Raw genomic sequence first — 14507 nt, forward strand, 5'->3', positions numbered from 1 at the left:
TAAAGAAAAATAGCAAAAGAGAGAATCAGTGACTACTTATTTCTTTTAGATTTTGAAACAATACTTCCTAAAATCAATTTTAATTCTCCTGATTCATTGATGAGATATTCTAACTTTTCATAGTTTGCCTTTGAATCTCCGCTAATGGAGCGAATCAACCTCAACCAATAGTTGCTCTCTCATCTCCTTTAACGATATTTCTGTCTTGTAAATAAAATCTGGTTTTGAGGATGCAGCCTGAGCTTCTTTATAATTTGCTCCGGTTGAAGAAGCCGCTTTTATTAATTGATATTTTATAACCTTATATTCCTGCTAATCCGGCAAAGTCCTTAGAAAAAGTATTACTTCAGTAACAAATTCGAAGATTCTTTTTTGAAGGTTATTTTCTATTTGGATTAATTTTTGCCTTTCTACTTTTGCATTGTTACAAAACATTAAGCAGTTGTTCCTTCACACGTTCCAAATGGTCTTTCATTTGAACAACAATACGCTGAATATTGGTCTCGTTGGCTTTTGATCCAATAGTGTTAATCTCGCGACCAAGTTCCTGAGAAATAAAGCCAAGTTTTTTGCCGGATGAGCCATTTTGTTTTGCCGTTTCCAGGAAATACTCGCAATGATTGGCCAAACGTACTTTCTCCTCGTTAATGTCCAGTTTCTCCAGGTAAAAAATCAACTCTTGCTCAAAACGGTTTTCATCCACATTGCCATTCATTTTCAGCGCCTCCAGATTATCCGTTAAACGAACTTTCAAAGCTTCGATACGCTGTTTTTCAAATGGCTCTACTTCTTTCAGCAATCTACTAATACTTTCTACATTCCCCAGAATATCAGTTTCAAGTGCCTCTCCTTCTTTTGCACGGAAATCGTTAATTTCGTCAAGTGCAGACAAAATGTTGGAATAAATGTTTTCCCATTCCGTTTCGTCGAGTGTTTCGTATTCGGTTTTTACCACATCGGGCAAACGCATGGCAGACTGTAAAGTACTGTGATCGACAACCAGACCTAAATCTTTGCTAATCTCACTCAGATGGTTGTAATATCCTTTCAGAATGGGCTCATTAATCTTCGAGTTGGTTTCGTCGCCCAGATTTTCCACATAAATATTAAAATCAACTTTCCCGCGTACCAGTTTTTCCGCAATGGCCTTACGAATTATAATGTCCTTCTCGCGATACAATGCGGGAGTCCGGGTATTTATATCAAGCTGTTTACTGTTCAGCGATTTAATTTCAATGGTAATCTTTTTGTTGCTTACCTCGAATTCTGCTTTACCAAAGCCGGTCATTGATTTTATCATGTGGTTATATTTTTTTTACGAAATTAACATTTAAGTCGTAAGTCAGATGTCAGAATCCGGAAGTTTTTAGACAATTGCCCCCGATCCGATCAGTTCATCCCCCAGATACCAGGCAGCAAATTGCCCTGAGGTAATTCCCCGTTGCTCGTTTTCGAAGATGAACCAGGCGCCGTCGTTGCGCACGTGTATCGTTCCTCTTTCCAGTGGTTGCCGGTAACGGATTCGGATATCAAAATCACGTTTTTCGCCCACTTCCATTTTTAGATCGGGGCGAATCCAGTGCATATTTTCAGTGGCTACAAACAATCCTTTGCGGTACAATCCGGGATGTTCGGTGCCCTCGCCCACATAAATAATATTGCGTTTTACATCGGTGGCCAATACAAAAAGTGGTTCTTTGCGGCCACCAATATTCAGCCCTTTACGTTGACCAACCGTATAAAAATGAGCGCCCTGGTGTTCGCCAATCACTTCGCCATTCCACGGTTTATACGGAAACGGGAAACACAGTTTTTTGTAGTTTTCTTCCGAAACTTCAAGCTGTTTTTTCTTTTCCATGAATTTAGCCGGGATCTCGATCACATTCCCCACTTTTGGTTCCAACTGTTGTTGCAAAAAGGTTGGCAGATCGACTTTCCCCACAAAACAAATACCCTGCGAATCTTTCCGCTCGGCAGTTGGCAGGTTTTGTCGACGGGCAATTTCACGCACCTCAGGTTTCAACAATTCACCCACCGGAAACATTGATTTGGAAAGCTGGTTCTGATTCAATTGGCAAAGAAAATAGCTTTGGTCTTTATTCGGATCTTTACCGGCCAACAACTGATGAATGGTTTTGCCATCCACTTCCACCTCGCTTTTTCGGCAATAATGCCCTGTTGCCACAAAATCAGCGTCAAACTTCAAGGCTTCTTCCATGAAAGTGTCGAATTTAATCTCACGATTACACAGCACATCGGGGTTTGGCGTGCGGCCGGCCTGGTATTCGGCAAACATGTAATCAATAACACGTTGTTTATAGTCTTTGCTTAAATCGACAATGTGAAAAGGGATATCGAGTTTTTTTGCTACCATTTTGGCAATCAGCGAATCTTCTTCCCACGTACACGAGCTGGTGAGCACTCCTTCACGTTCGCGGTAGTTAATCATAAACAACCCGATAACTTCATGCCCCTGTTCCTTTAACAGCCAGGCTGCCACACTCGAATCAACACCACCAGAAAGTCCAACTACTACCCTGCTCATTTATACATTTTTAGGGCGGCAAAAATACAATGAAAAAGTAGAACGAGCAAAAGGAATGACGAATGTGGAATGATGATTAACAATTTTAAATTTCGGCATGTATAGGCAAGGAGCACATAACAATATGTACACTAAAAAGGGCTCACAGACTCCCCCTCCAAATACCCGACTTTCGCCCCTGAAGGACGGTACAAAATAGACATTGCCGCCATCGTTACAAATGAGGCAGACGATAATCAAACAACACATATTCTACTGAAAAAGAGCACACTGAAACACAACAATTACGCTTTTGTGATACTTCTGTGATAAACCCAAACTACCTTTCGCCTGTTCAACTTAGAAAACAATAGCATGGAAAAGGCATTGATCATTGAAGACGACAAGGATATTTCCGAATTGGTAGCGATTCATCTGTCCGATATGGATTTGGAAGTTGACAAAGCTTTCGACGGAAAAGATGGGTTAATGAAAGCCCTGAACAACCACTACCGTTTTATTCTGCTTGATCTCCGACTTCCGCTGCTCGACGGTTTCGAGATTTGCAAACGGCTGCGAATGGAAAAGGTAAATACCCCCATTTTAATGCTCACATCGAAATCGGAAGAGATCGACAAAGTACTCGGGCTTGAAATGGGTGCCGACGATTACATCTCGAAACCCTTTGGTATTCGCGAATTGCTGGCACGGATAAAAGCGGTGCTCAGGCGGTACGATTCGGCGCGAAACAATGATGAGATTGAGGAAAAAGAAATTCGTTTTGATGATCTTTATATTAATGTAGGTATGCGTATTGTTGAACTAAACGGGAACCGGATTGAGCTTTCGCCAAAAGAATTCGACTTGTTAATTCACCTGGCATCACACCCCGGCAGAACCTATTCCCGAATGCAGCTGCTCAATAAAATTTGGGGCTACGAGTTTGAAGGATTTGAGCATACCGTTAATTCGCACATTAACCGCTTACGCTCGAAGATAGAAACCGATATGAACCAGCCGCAATTCATTTTAACCACGTGGGGAGTTGGCTACAAATTCAGAGAAAATTAAAAAAACACAAATGAAGCAATCAAAAATATTTAATCGCTTATACTTGCAGGTATCTGCCATATTCTTGCTGGTACTCTTTATGTTTACAGCTATCGCGCTGTACATTTCTGTTCAATCTTCAGCCAAGTATTCGGTGGAGGTAAACCAGCGTCTAAACCGAAATCTGGCAAGCAGCACCGTGGAAGTTATACAACCGCTGATGAAAGACGACATTGCCAGCGATGAAGCTATTGCCGACATCATGCACTCGATGATGGTGATCAATCCAATTGTGGAAGTTTATTTGCTCAATCCCGAGGGGAAAATCCTGAATTACGTTGCTCCTGAAAAAGTAGTAAAACTTGAAGAAGTAAATCTGGCTCCCATAAAAAAGTTTATTGCCGATCCCGATCATAGCATTATTTATGGCGACGACCCCCGGAATCCGGGAGAATTTAAAACATTCTCTGCCGCCACCATTACCGAAGGCGATGTGCTGAAAGGTTACATTTATATTGTTCTGGCCAGTCAGGAATATATTTCGGCAGCGCAAACCGTAATCGGAAGTTATATCCTCGGCTTGTCCATTCGCTCGGTAATCATCATCCTCATCATATCGGCACTTGTTGGCTTGCTGGCGATTTGGTTTATTACCAAAAAACTGAATCCGATCATCAATGGAATTCAGGAATTTAAAAAAGGAAATCTCTCTGCCCGAATCAATGTTAAAAGCGAAGGAGAGCTGGATCGTATTGCACTTGTTTTTAACCAGATGGCAGATACTATCGAACAAAACATCAGCGAATTAAAAGGAGTGGATAACCTTCGCCGCGAACTTATCGGCAATGTATCGCACGATTTGCGTACACCGGTTGCCTCCATTCAGGGGTACGCTGAAACACTTCTCCTGAAACAGGATAATATTACAAAAGAGGAACAGAATAAATACCTTACGATCATTTTTAAAAGCTGTGGTCGACTGCAACGTTTGGTTGAAGATCTGTTTGAATTATCAAAACTGGAAACGAACCAGATCGAACTGCATACCGAACCATTTTCCATTTCCGAGCTGGTATACGATATCGTAAATAAATACCGTATTCTTTCACAAAAAAAGGGTATTAATATTGACACAGTAATTGCGAAAAACGTTCCGGTGGTGGAGGCTGATGTTTCGCTTATTAACCGGGTGTTACAAAACCTGATTGATAATGCCATGAAATTTTGCCACGAAGGCGACAGTATTCAAATTGAAATTGATACACAGGAACCTGAAAAAGTGGAGATCCGTGTTGTCGATTCCGGTCCGGGAATAAAACAGGAAGATCTTCCGAATGTATTTCATCGCTATTTTAAAGGACGAAACGATGAGCACGGTACAGGACTCGGACTGACTATTGTTAAAAAGATCATCGATCTGCACCATTCTCATATTCGGGTGCAAAGCCAGTACGGAAAAGGGGCAATATTTATTTTCGATCTGCCTAAAGCATTTACGGCGTAAAATTCGTTCTACTATTCGATCAGGTTCATTAGGTTGTTCCCCTGTCCGTCAACCTCCTATTTAATTCGCAACTAATAAAGGACAGCATATCGAAGGGCCGATCCATATGCGTCGCATAGCAGGCCACATTTTCAATAGAATTAGTGATTGCGCCCCTTCTCAATTGATCTTATTCTCCCCGGGCGACACTCTCCGCCGTCCGGCTTTTCGTTTTGCCCGGGGCTGAAATATTACGGACTTTCAGCCCTGTATTATTTTACTTGTTGTAGTTCTTTGGATAAAAAGCGCTGAAAGTGCGCTCTAATATAGCCCGGGGCAGAGTAATTCAACGAATTACATCGCCCCGGGTCAGGATAATGTGTCTTGAATCGTCCGGCGAAGGAAGATGATCGAAACTCTTGGTTCTTCCGGACCAAAATGAGCTAAAACATTTTTAAATTGCAGGCAAGAGTTGATCCTCTACTTGTCTTAATTCACAACCTCCTAAAAACCAAATCACCACCAATCACAGAACCATTAAAAAAGTTTATAAAAGCTTGAAATCCTTGTGACTTTTTTGTGATACTTTCTTCGGAATTTTGATGTGAGTTAACATTAAAAAATCTAAAAAAATGAAAGCATTACGATTAACAATGGTAGCAGCTTTGGCTGTATTACTTTTTACACAATGTGAAAAGGACGAAATGATGGAACCTGAAACGAAAAGTGGCACTTTGCCTGATGTGGTTCCTGCAAAAATGTACACAGTTACAGTTGAAAACGTTTCTGTGCACTATGATTATTTTGCTGCCGGTGCCGAATTTGGCGTTACCGGTGGCGATGCAACTCCTCCGGCTCATCCTGGTGAAACCATAACGGTTCATTTTCATGCCGGACCAAGTCACAAATTATCTTTTGCCTCAATGTATGGTGCATCAAACGACTGGTTTTATGCACCTAACGATGACGGTATCGAACTCTTCCCCGGCGGATCGGCACTAGAAGGTGACATTACAGGCATGACCTATTTATGGGATGCTGGAACAGAGGTAGACGGATCGACAACCGACGAAGAGGAAAGTAACCCGGTTGGCATGGTTTCAACGACAGAAGAAAATATTCAGGTGCTCCTGGATTACAATGGTGAAAGTATGTTTACTTTAACTATAAATGTACTTCCGGGATCGGCAACTCCACTATCTCCGGTTGCATGGGTGGTTCATTCAATGGATCAGCACCCAATTTTTATGGAAGGTGAACTGGATTATGGAATGGGACTGGAAGCCTTGGCAGAAACCGGAAATGCCGGACCACTGGGAGAATACCTTTCCATGCATAGTGGCTATGTTTCGCCAGTTGCTCCTGTACTTTGGGCCGTGCACGAAAAAGGTGACATGCCCATATTTACCAAGAATATGGTTGATCGTGGCAAAGGACTGGAACTACTGGCCGAAACAGGAAATCCGGGAGAGTTAGCCGACACCCTTGTAAATAGAGGTTACAATGCTGGTGCTAGCGCCATTCCTGATGGACAAGATAATATTGCCCCATTGTTTCCGGGAGATACATATACTTTTTCATTTAATGCAAAACCAAATCAATACCTAAGCATTGCCAGCATGTTGGGTAAATCAAACGACAACTTCTTTGCCTTTGGCGACAGCGGTTTTAAACTGGCTGCCGGTAACAACATGAGAGACATAACAAGCAAAGTGATGCTTTGGGATGCAGGAACCGAAGTAAACGAATATCCGGGAGCAGGTATCCATCAAGGACCATCTGAAGGCAGCACTGAAAATGAAGTTGTGCAACCTTTAATGGATGTTAATGACGGTTTCTGGTGGCCAGATGCTTCTCAGGTAATTAAAGTTACCATTCACAAAAATAAGAATTAGGTAAAAATATTGAGGGAAAGACATTCATGAGAAATCCACTGGTATGTACCGGTGGATTTTTTTATTTCTTTTTTTTAGGCGGTTGGTTCCAAAACAAGCCATTTCCCGCTCTGGAAAACCCACATCAAAAACGGTTCCAATTTCATTGTCTGAAAGAATTTTTATGGTGAAACGCGCCCGTCCACTCGGTACAAAATTTTCTATCCGCTCAGTTTCAAACACCAGTTGTTCCGGTGTTAATATGGAATCGTTTAGTGCATATTCGGTAAAATAACCTTCGCTGTGGTACTGACGAAACATCACCATCTTTCGGGCACTATCAAAACTTAAAATTCCTTTGTCATCGTGCACCTCGCCTTCCGCATTTTGTTCGGTCGGTTCAAATTCAGAGTGATGTTTTACTTCAATGTATTGTTTATTCATCAGCCACGAATAGTCGGCTGTAATTTTCGATTTGGCGTTACCAAAACCTCCGCCACTTCCTTCCCAATGTCCGATCAGGTTTTCAAAACGACTTAATGGATTTTCTTATGCAAACAAGCTAAACGACGCGATTATCAAAAAGATAATGACAAATCCTTTTAACTTCATTATTTCTTCTTTTGCTGATAAGTCTTACGGTGTTTGTGCTGGCTGTTACCTTTTTTGTATTTATGAAATTTCCCGTGTTTGTTCCTTTTCGAAGGTGTTCTCCATGCTGGTCCCTCTCCAAACTGTTCCGGTAAGGGAATTTTAAATACCTCACGCTCGATCAACTCTTCGATGCGGTGAAATTTGTACATGTCGTCTTCGTTCACCAACGTAAGTGCCACCCCCGTTGAATCGGCACGGGCAGTTCTTCCCACACGGTGTACGTAGTCTTCGGCATCGCCCGGCACATCATAGTTGATTACCAGATTAATGTCTTTTATATCAATTCCGCGGCTCATTACATCGGTGGCCACCAAAATACGAATTCGTCTTGACCGAAATCCGTTTAGTACATTTTCGCGCTCGCGCTGTTCCAAATCCGACGATATAGCTTCGGCATCAAAACCAATCTTTTTAAGTTTCCTTGCTAATTCATTGGTTACCCGCTTGGTAGAACAGAAGATTAATACGCTGCTGTAATCCGGATTCTCGGAAATAAGATGTGCCACCAGATCGTTCTTTTGTTTGTCGTAAATAAGATACGCCGCCTGCAATACACCTTCAGCCGGTTTCGACATGGCAATGTTTATCTCCTTGGGTTTGTTGAGTATTTCCGATGCCAGTTTCCTGATCTTCGGAGCCATGGTAGCACTGAACATGAGCGTTTGCCGCTCTTTGGGCAAGTACGAAATGATCTTTGTAATATCTTCGTAGAAACCAATATCCAGCATACGGTCGGCCTCATCAAGAATCAGAAACTCTATTTTATCAAATTTTACATAGCCCAGATTCAGGTGTGAAATCAATTTCCCTGGAGTGGCAATAATAATATCGGCTCCTTTGGTAAGCGCCATTTTTTGCTGTCCCCATTCGTCGCCATCGCCACCGCCATACAAAGCAATGGAGTGAATTCCCATGGTGTAACCAATTCCCTGTACCTGATGATCGATCTGCGTCGCCAACTCTCGCGTTGGTACAATTATCAGTGTAGAGGTTTCTCCTCCGGGCAAATCAGCAATTAAATCAAGTATAGGGAGCAAAAAAGCTGCGGTTTTACCTGTTCCTGTTTGCGCACAGCCGATCAGGTCATTTCCTTCGAGTATAATGGGGATGGCTTGTTCCTGAATAGGAGTAGCGTTTTTAAATCCCATGTAATCTATGGCATCTAACAAATCGTGATTAATGCCAAGTTCTTCAAACGTCATTCAATTCTTTTATTATGTGCTTACAAATGTAGTGAAAATAAACTGCACGGTAAGGTTACACATCGCTATGTATGTACCAAACTGTCAACAATTAAAAAGATCATCATAAAAAGGTAGAGGAAGTTGAGTTTGTAAAATGATGGGCGCACTTTAAATTCTTCCTGAACAAAAACAGCCATGGTTAACGACGAAAGCAGGTAAAAAATGTAGAATAGCAGCAAAAACATGATGAGTTTGTTGCCGATAACAAAAAAAATAACCAGAAAGGCCGATGCCACTGTTGTGAGAATCCAGGTGTAAGTAACGCGTTTTATTTGTACGTTGGTAAACAGCTGGGTAAGACTGGGCATTTTTGCCAGTTTGTACTGCTCGCCAAACATAAGCAGCAGCAACCAAAAATGTGGAATTTGACCGATAAAAAAGAATGCGGCTACCAAAAGAATCACTTCAGAACTAAGACTTCCGCCTGCTCCTGCCCAGCCTATCATGGGGGGAATTGCCCCAACCATCGATCCGGGAATTACGGCAAAAGCCGATACTTTTTTCAGAGGCGTGTATACTCCGTTGTAAAAAAACAGCGTAGACCAGCTTAATAGTAAAGCAAGAGGTGGATTACTTAAAATAAGAATGATGGAGCCAAACACTGCAAAACCAATAGCTACTAATAATGCATTTTGAGGGCTGATTTTACCGGTTGGCAGCGGACGGTCTTTTGTACGTGGCATTTGTGCATCAATGTCGCGCTCCTGCCAATGATTAATAACGCCTGAACTGCAAGCCATTAAAAACACTCCGACTGTCAACCACCATCCCTGCGCATCAACATTTCTCGTGTACAGCACATAACCGGTTAGTGCCGACAAAGCAATTGGCAATGAAATTCGCACTTTGCCCAGTTCGTATATTATTTTTAATTGTTGTTTCATTATTAATTTTGAACCACATTAGGCACATAGATCACTACTCTTTGCATTTTGTTTTTGTCTACTGCCTATTTATTCCAAGATATTATAATCAGTATTCGACATTCAACATTCCTTTGTTTTTTTGCCTTGTTGCTAGTTCAATGTTTTCAGATATTCAATAATATTGTCGATGTCGTCATCCGAAAGCTGCCCTTCGTACGAAAGCATTAATCCTTTATTAAAGCCCTCAACCACATCGGCATTTGGCTCGTAAATTGATTTTCGGATGTATTCTTCATCCACCGTAACCTGACGTGTTTCACGCCCGGTTTCAACAGTATGCTCTGCGCCCCAAATTCCTTTAAAACTTGGTCCAACCAGCCTTGTTCCGTCTAAAGTATGACAAGCAAAACAACCGATATTTTGCATAATACGTTTTCCGGTAGCTGCCGGCGAGTCAATTTCGGCCGCCGAAGCTGCAACATTAGTTGTATCGGCGATCCAGGTTTGAAACGCAGAATCTTCCATAACCTCCACATAGGTATACATGTACGAGTGCTGCAATCCACAATACTCGGCACAATACAGTTCGTAGGTTCCAACTTTTTGCGGCTCAAACCACATGAAGTTATCTTTTTTCCCGGGAACCATATCTTGTTTCACACGAAAAGCCGGAATGTAAAGACTGTGTAATACATCCATTGCCATAAGATTCAATTTTATGGGCTGGTCTTTTGGCAGAAAAAGCGTATCGGTACGACGTCCATTTTCGTATTCAAAACTAAAGTTCCACATACGTCCGTAAGCGGTAATTTCCATAGCATCTTTTGGCGCTCGTTGCATGGGTTTCCAACCTGCCCAGCCGTAGTAAAACATCAGCATGGTTAAAAGAAACGGAACAACGGTCCAAACGATTTCAAGTTTTGTACTTCCTTCAATCTGTGTTGCTTTTGGGTTCTTTTTCTTGTTATATTTAAAAATAAACACAAGCATTACTACCGTTAGCCCAATAAGGAACAAAAACGATATGCCCATTATAACAAGAAATGCAGTATCGACACCCTGAACAAAATTAGAAGCTTTGGTTATTTCTGAGCTATACATAGTTATACTCTATAGAGGTAATCTAAAAAGGTCATCACAATTACAATCAAAAAAATGGCAAAAACAAGGGCCACCATAAGTTTTATGTATGGTTTGTCGTATTTCAGGTGCATAAAAAAAGTTAACACCAAGGCCGATTTTACTACGGCAAACAACAACGCTGCGGCTACGGTAAATTCACCCAATTCTATTGAGGTAATTCCTATAGATGCAAAGGTGAGTGCCAGCAAAGCAACCAACACAATAACATATAAACGATATGGAACAATATGATGATGTTTATCTTCTGACATGATTTTAGTTTAATGGATTAGATAAAATAGCGGAAACAGGAAAATCCAGATCAGGTCGACAAGGTGCCAGTACAAACCACAATTATCGAGTAACGACGGACGTTTGGCATTTACCTTGCCGTTGCTGACACCTTTAATTGCAAAAACCATAATTATCAGCCCAACAATAATATGCAGGGCGTGAAGGCCGGTCATTACAAAATACAGCCCAAAGAAAAGGATTTCGCCCTGGCTCATTTCGTTCAGCATTTGCTCCGATCCCGGCCAGATTCCGTGCGAGAATTTTATGCCCCACTCAAAATACTTATTCACCAAAAAGCCAATACCAATAATGAAAGTTATTACCACCAGTGCAATGGCCACTTTTTTGTGTCCTTTTTGCAAAGCAGTGGTCGACATGGCAATCGTCATACTACTTACTAACAGAATAACGGTATTAAACGCGCCAATAAAGGTATTTAGCTCTTCGGCCGCCAGGTGAAAGGCGTCGGGATTAAGATAACGATAAACCGAGTAAACAATAAACAGGCCGCCAAACAACAGTAGTTCGGTAAATATAAACAGCCACATTCCGATTTTGGACGATTCAGGATCGTACATGTCGGGGTGCTCCACATGAGCATGTTGATGTTCAGCCATATTAGTCATAGTTATAAGGTCCGTCTTTTTCTCCCAAAACAGGTTCTTTCTCAAAATTTAATACCGGTGGCGGCGAAGTAACTGTCCATTCCAGTGTCTTACTGTGCCACGGATTCATTTCTGCAGGCTCTCCCTTTCGCGCCGAGCGAATCAGGTTAACAACAATGATGATAAAACCGGTTACCAATACCCACGAGCCAATAGTGCTCAGGATATTTCCTCCATGGAACTCTTCGAGGTAGTCGTAATAACGCCGTGGCATGCCCATCATTCCAAGATAGAACATGGGCGAATACAACGCCAGAAAACCAATGGTGAAAATCAGCCAGCCAACATTGGCCCAGGCCTTATCATACATTCTTCCAAATATTTTTGGGAACCAGTAGTGCATTGCCGCAAAAAAGGCAAAGCCTGTTCCTCCAAAAACAATGTAATGGAAATGGGCAACAACAAAGGCAGTATCGTGCACATAAATATCGGTAGCCAGCGCACCTAAAACCAGGCCACTTAAACCACCAACCATAAACACAAAAATAAATGACACTGCCCAGTAAAAGGGCGTTTGAATATTGATCGATCCTTTATACATCGTCGATATCCAGTTAAATACTTTTATTGCACTTGGTATAGCCACAATAAATGTGAGGAGCGAAAAATAGTATTGTGCGGTTCCACTCATCCCGGCAGTAAACATGTGGTGCCCCCAAACCAGGTAGCCTACAAATGCAATAGCCATAGTGGAAACAATAATTGCTTTATATCCAAAAATATGTTTTTGCGAGAATGTTGGAATAATTTCGGAAATGGCTCCCATTGCCGGCAATATCATAATATAAACCGCCGGGTGCGAATAAATCCAAAACAGGTGTTGGTAAAGTACCGGATCTCCGCCTAGTGCCGGATCAAAAATACCTATTCCGAAAACCCGTTCGAGTGCAACCAAAACCAAGGTGATACCAATAACCGGAGTTGCCAGTAATTGTATCCAGGCTGTTCCGTACAATGTCCAAATGAACAGGGGCAGTTTTGTCCATTTCATTCCGGGGCACCGAAGACGGTGAATAGTCACCAAAAAGTTTAATCCGGTAAGGATGGATGAAAAGCCCAAAACAAATGCCCCGAATATGGCGGGCAACAGATTGGTTCCACTCTTAAAACTGTAAGGTGCGTAAAACGTCCAACCAGTATCGGGCGTACCTGATCCAAATAGTAAAGCACTAAGGACCAAAAACACTCCGGCAACATACAACCACCACGAAAGCAGGTTCAGCTTTGGAAAGGCCACATCTTTTGCACCAATCATTATGGGCATCATCAGGTTACCAAAAACTGCCGGTAACCCGGGCACAACTACCATAAAAATCATTATAACTCCATGAACAGTAAATGTTGCATTGTAGGTCTGTGCCTCCATAATGGTTTTACCGGGCGCCAAAAGCTCAAATTTCATGGCCAGCCCCAACAAAACACCCGTTGTAAACATGGCAGCTATCGAATACAAATAAAGAAGACCAATACGTTTATGGTCAGTAGATAAAATCCATCCAAGCAAACCCTTGTATTTTCCCTGATAGGTTAAGTAATTTGCTCCATTAACAGCATTTGTTGTATGCATAAAGTTTAGTTTAATTTACCTTTTTTCTTTGGTTTTAATACCAGGTACAGCAGTAAAACCAATGCGAAAAACAGAATTATGCTTCCGCTAACTTTAGTTATATTTAATACATATGTTTGTCCTTGCGGATCGTAAGAATAACAGAAACGAAGTACTTTATTCAGTGTTGGTCCTGACTTTCCTTTCGAGGCTTCTATTATGGCCATTTTCCATTCGAATGGAAGAAAATACAAACCATTTAAATAACGTGTAATCTTTTCATCGGGGCTTACAACTATTAACGATGCTGCATGCAGAAAATCGTTACCCGTTTTCTTGTATTTAAATCCTGTTGCGTTGGTAGCTTTTATAATACTTGCACTGTCGGAAACAAAAAATAACCATCCTTTTTTGCTTCTTCCACTTTCACCGGATTATTCATCAGCTGCAGGTAATTTTTCTTTTTCCGTATTCCTAAATCGATTGTTTCGCTCGGATCAAAACTAATAGTCAGCACCTGGTAATCCTCTCCAACAACAAGATCCGATTTATCCATCACTCCGGCAACTCCTTCCATTAAAGGACTGCAAATCCCTGGGCAACGATAATACACAAAATTCAAAATGGTTGGTTTATCAATTAAATCGGCCAGCCAAACTTGTTCGCCTGCTTCATTAATCAGCAAGATACTGTCGGGTAAATAATCATCAAGATGTTCAACAACTCCAATTTCAACATCATCGTCGCTTGCAGCTGGATTAATAACACTCTGTGCATTTGCAACATTTACAAACAGAAATGTAACTGCAACAAGCATTATAATATGATATACAGTTTTTTTCATAGAAGCCAATAATTACGGCAAGGTTTATTTAGTTTTTTAAATGATATAGTACGTTATTATTGGTTTAAAGTTTTAGAAACCCCGGTTTCTGCCGAAACACAATAATATCTTTTTACCTTATTTCATACTTAAAACCACAAAATACTGATAATGTTTATGTAAAGAATCAGTTTCTTTTGTTTTTTTACCGATCACCTACTTCTGTTATATACATTAGAAAAAAATAAAAATATTTAAAGGCTTGAATTTTCTGGGAATCATGTAGCTTTATCCGATTCAACTAACAACGAGTGCTTATTTAGAATATGCTTTACAGCATACTTTTACATGATTTAAGTCGC

General features: G+C 41.2%; 15 protein-coding genes. 3 read left to right on the forward strand and 12 right to left on the reverse strand.

Annotated features, from left to right (window positions below; genetic code table 11):
* Window positions 1-141: 141 nt before the first annotated feature.
* The 3 genes from G0Q07_RS21365 to mnmA all read right to left on the reverse strand — a co-directional run bounded on the left by G0Q07_RS21365 (window position 142) and on the right by mnmA (window position 2545).
* Window positions 142-297, reverse strand: coding sequence for a four helix bundle protein (locus tag G0Q07_RS21365; RefSeq protein WP_203532767.1), 156 nt, complete (start codon window positions 295-297; stop codon window positions 142-144).
* A 127-nt stretch (window positions 298-424) separates the two neighbouring features.
* Window positions 425-1300, reverse strand: a complete 876-nt coding sequence (locus tag G0Q07_RS19105; protein WP_163348656.1) for a YicC/YloC family endoribonuclease — start codon at window positions 1298-1300, stop codon at window positions 425-427.
* A 66-nt stretch (window positions 1301-1366) separates the two neighbouring features.
* Window positions 1367-2545, reverse strand: coding sequence for a tRNA 2-thiouridine(34) synthase MnmA (mnmA, locus tag G0Q07_RS19110; protein ID WP_163348657.1), 1179 nt, complete (start codon window positions 2543-2545; stop codon window positions 1367-1369).
* A gap of 354 nt (window positions 2546-2899) precedes the next feature.
* On the opposite strand from mnmA, the gene G0Q07_RS19115 reads away from it, so the two are divergent.
* The 3 genes from G0Q07_RS19115 to G0Q07_RS19125 all read left to right on the forward strand — a co-directional run bounded on the left by G0Q07_RS19115 (window position 2900) and on the right by G0Q07_RS19125 (window position 6952).
* The gene (locus tag G0Q07_RS19115) at window positions 2900-3595 is read left to right on the forward strand and encodes a response regulator transcription factor (protein WP_163348658.1); all 696 of its coding nucleotides are present in this window, start codon (window positions 2900-2902) and stop codon (window positions 3593-3595) included.
* A 10-nt stretch (window positions 3596-3605) separates the two neighbouring features.
* Window positions 3606-5078: a sensor histidine kinase gene (locus G0Q07_RS19120; RefSeq protein ID WP_163348659.1), complete on the forward strand. Its 1473-nt coding sequence runs from the start codon at window positions 3606-3608 to the stop codon at window positions 5076-5078.
* Between the two features lie 611 nt (window positions 5079-5689).
* On the forward strand, window positions 5690-6952 hold the full coding sequence (locus tag G0Q07_RS19125) for a spondin domain-containing protein (RefSeq protein ID WP_163348660.1): 1263 nt from the start codon (window positions 5690-5692) through the stop codon (window positions 6950-6952).
* Window positions 6953-6976: 24 nt separating this feature from the next.
* Here the strand turns inward: G0Q07_RS19125 and G0Q07_RS19130 are convergent, their stop codons facing one another.
* From G0Q07_RS19130 to G0Q07_RS19170, 9 genes are all read right to left on the reverse strand, one after another.
* Window positions 6977-7375, reverse strand: a complete 399-nt coding sequence (locus tag G0Q07_RS19130) for a hypothetical protein (protein WP_163348661.1) — start codon at window positions 7373-7375, stop codon at window positions 6977-6979.
* Window positions 7376-7542: 167 nt separating this feature from the next.
* Complete coding sequence (locus tag G0Q07_RS19135) at window positions 7543-8787, reverse strand: DEAD/DEAH box helicase (RefSeq protein WP_163348662.1); 1245 nt, start codon at window positions 8785-8787, stop codon at window positions 7543-7545.
* 65 nt (window positions 8788-8852) lie between these two features.
* The gene (locus G0Q07_RS19140; protein ID WP_163348663.1) at window positions 8853-9713 is read right to left on the reverse strand and encodes a protoheme IX farnesyltransferase; all 861 of its coding nucleotides are present in this window, start codon (window positions 9711-9713) and stop codon (window positions 8853-8855) included.
* Between the two features lie 132 nt (window positions 9714-9845).
* Window positions 9846-10796: a cytochrome c oxidase subunit II gene (gene coxB, locus G0Q07_RS19145; protein ID WP_163348664.1), complete on the reverse strand. Its 951-nt coding sequence runs from the start codon at window positions 10794-10796 to the stop codon at window positions 9846-9848.
* A 2-nt stretch (window positions 10797-10798) separates the two neighbouring features.
* A complete protein-coding gene (locus G0Q07_RS19150) occupies window positions 10799-11089 on the reverse strand; it encodes a cytochrome C oxidase subunit IV family protein (RefSeq protein ID WP_163348665.1) in 291 nt (96 codons plus the stop codon).
* Between the two features lie 9 nt (window positions 11090-11098).
* Window positions 11099-11728: a cytochrome c oxidase subunit 3 family protein gene (locus G0Q07_RS19155; RefSeq protein ID WP_163348666.1), complete on the reverse strand. Its 630-nt coding sequence runs from the start codon at window positions 11726-11728 to the stop codon at window positions 11099-11101.
* Between the two features lies 1 nt (window position 11729).
* Window positions 11730-13343 (reverse strand): cytochrome c oxidase subunit I, encoded by a 1614-nt coding sequence (locus G0Q07_RS19160; protein WP_163348667.1) that lies wholly within the window; start codon window positions 13341-13343, stop codon window positions 11730-11732.
* 5 nt (window positions 13344-13348) lie between these two features.
* On the reverse strand, window positions 13349-13549 hold the full coding sequence (locus G0Q07_RS19165) for a hypothetical protein (protein WP_163348668.1): 201 nt from the start codon (window positions 13547-13549) through the stop codon (window positions 13349-13351).
* Window positions 13550-13689: 140 nt separating this feature from the next.
* A complete protein-coding gene (locus tag G0Q07_RS19170; protein ID WP_163348669.1) occupies window positions 13690-14166 on the reverse strand; it encodes an SCO family protein in 477 nt (158 codons plus the stop codon).
* Window positions 14167-14507: the final 341 nt, after the last annotated feature.

The organism is Draconibacterium halophilum (assembly GCF_010448835.1).
Classification (GTDB): domain Bacteria; phylum Bacteroidota; class Bacteroidia; order Bacteroidales; family Prolixibacteraceae; genus Draconibacterium; species Draconibacterium halophilum.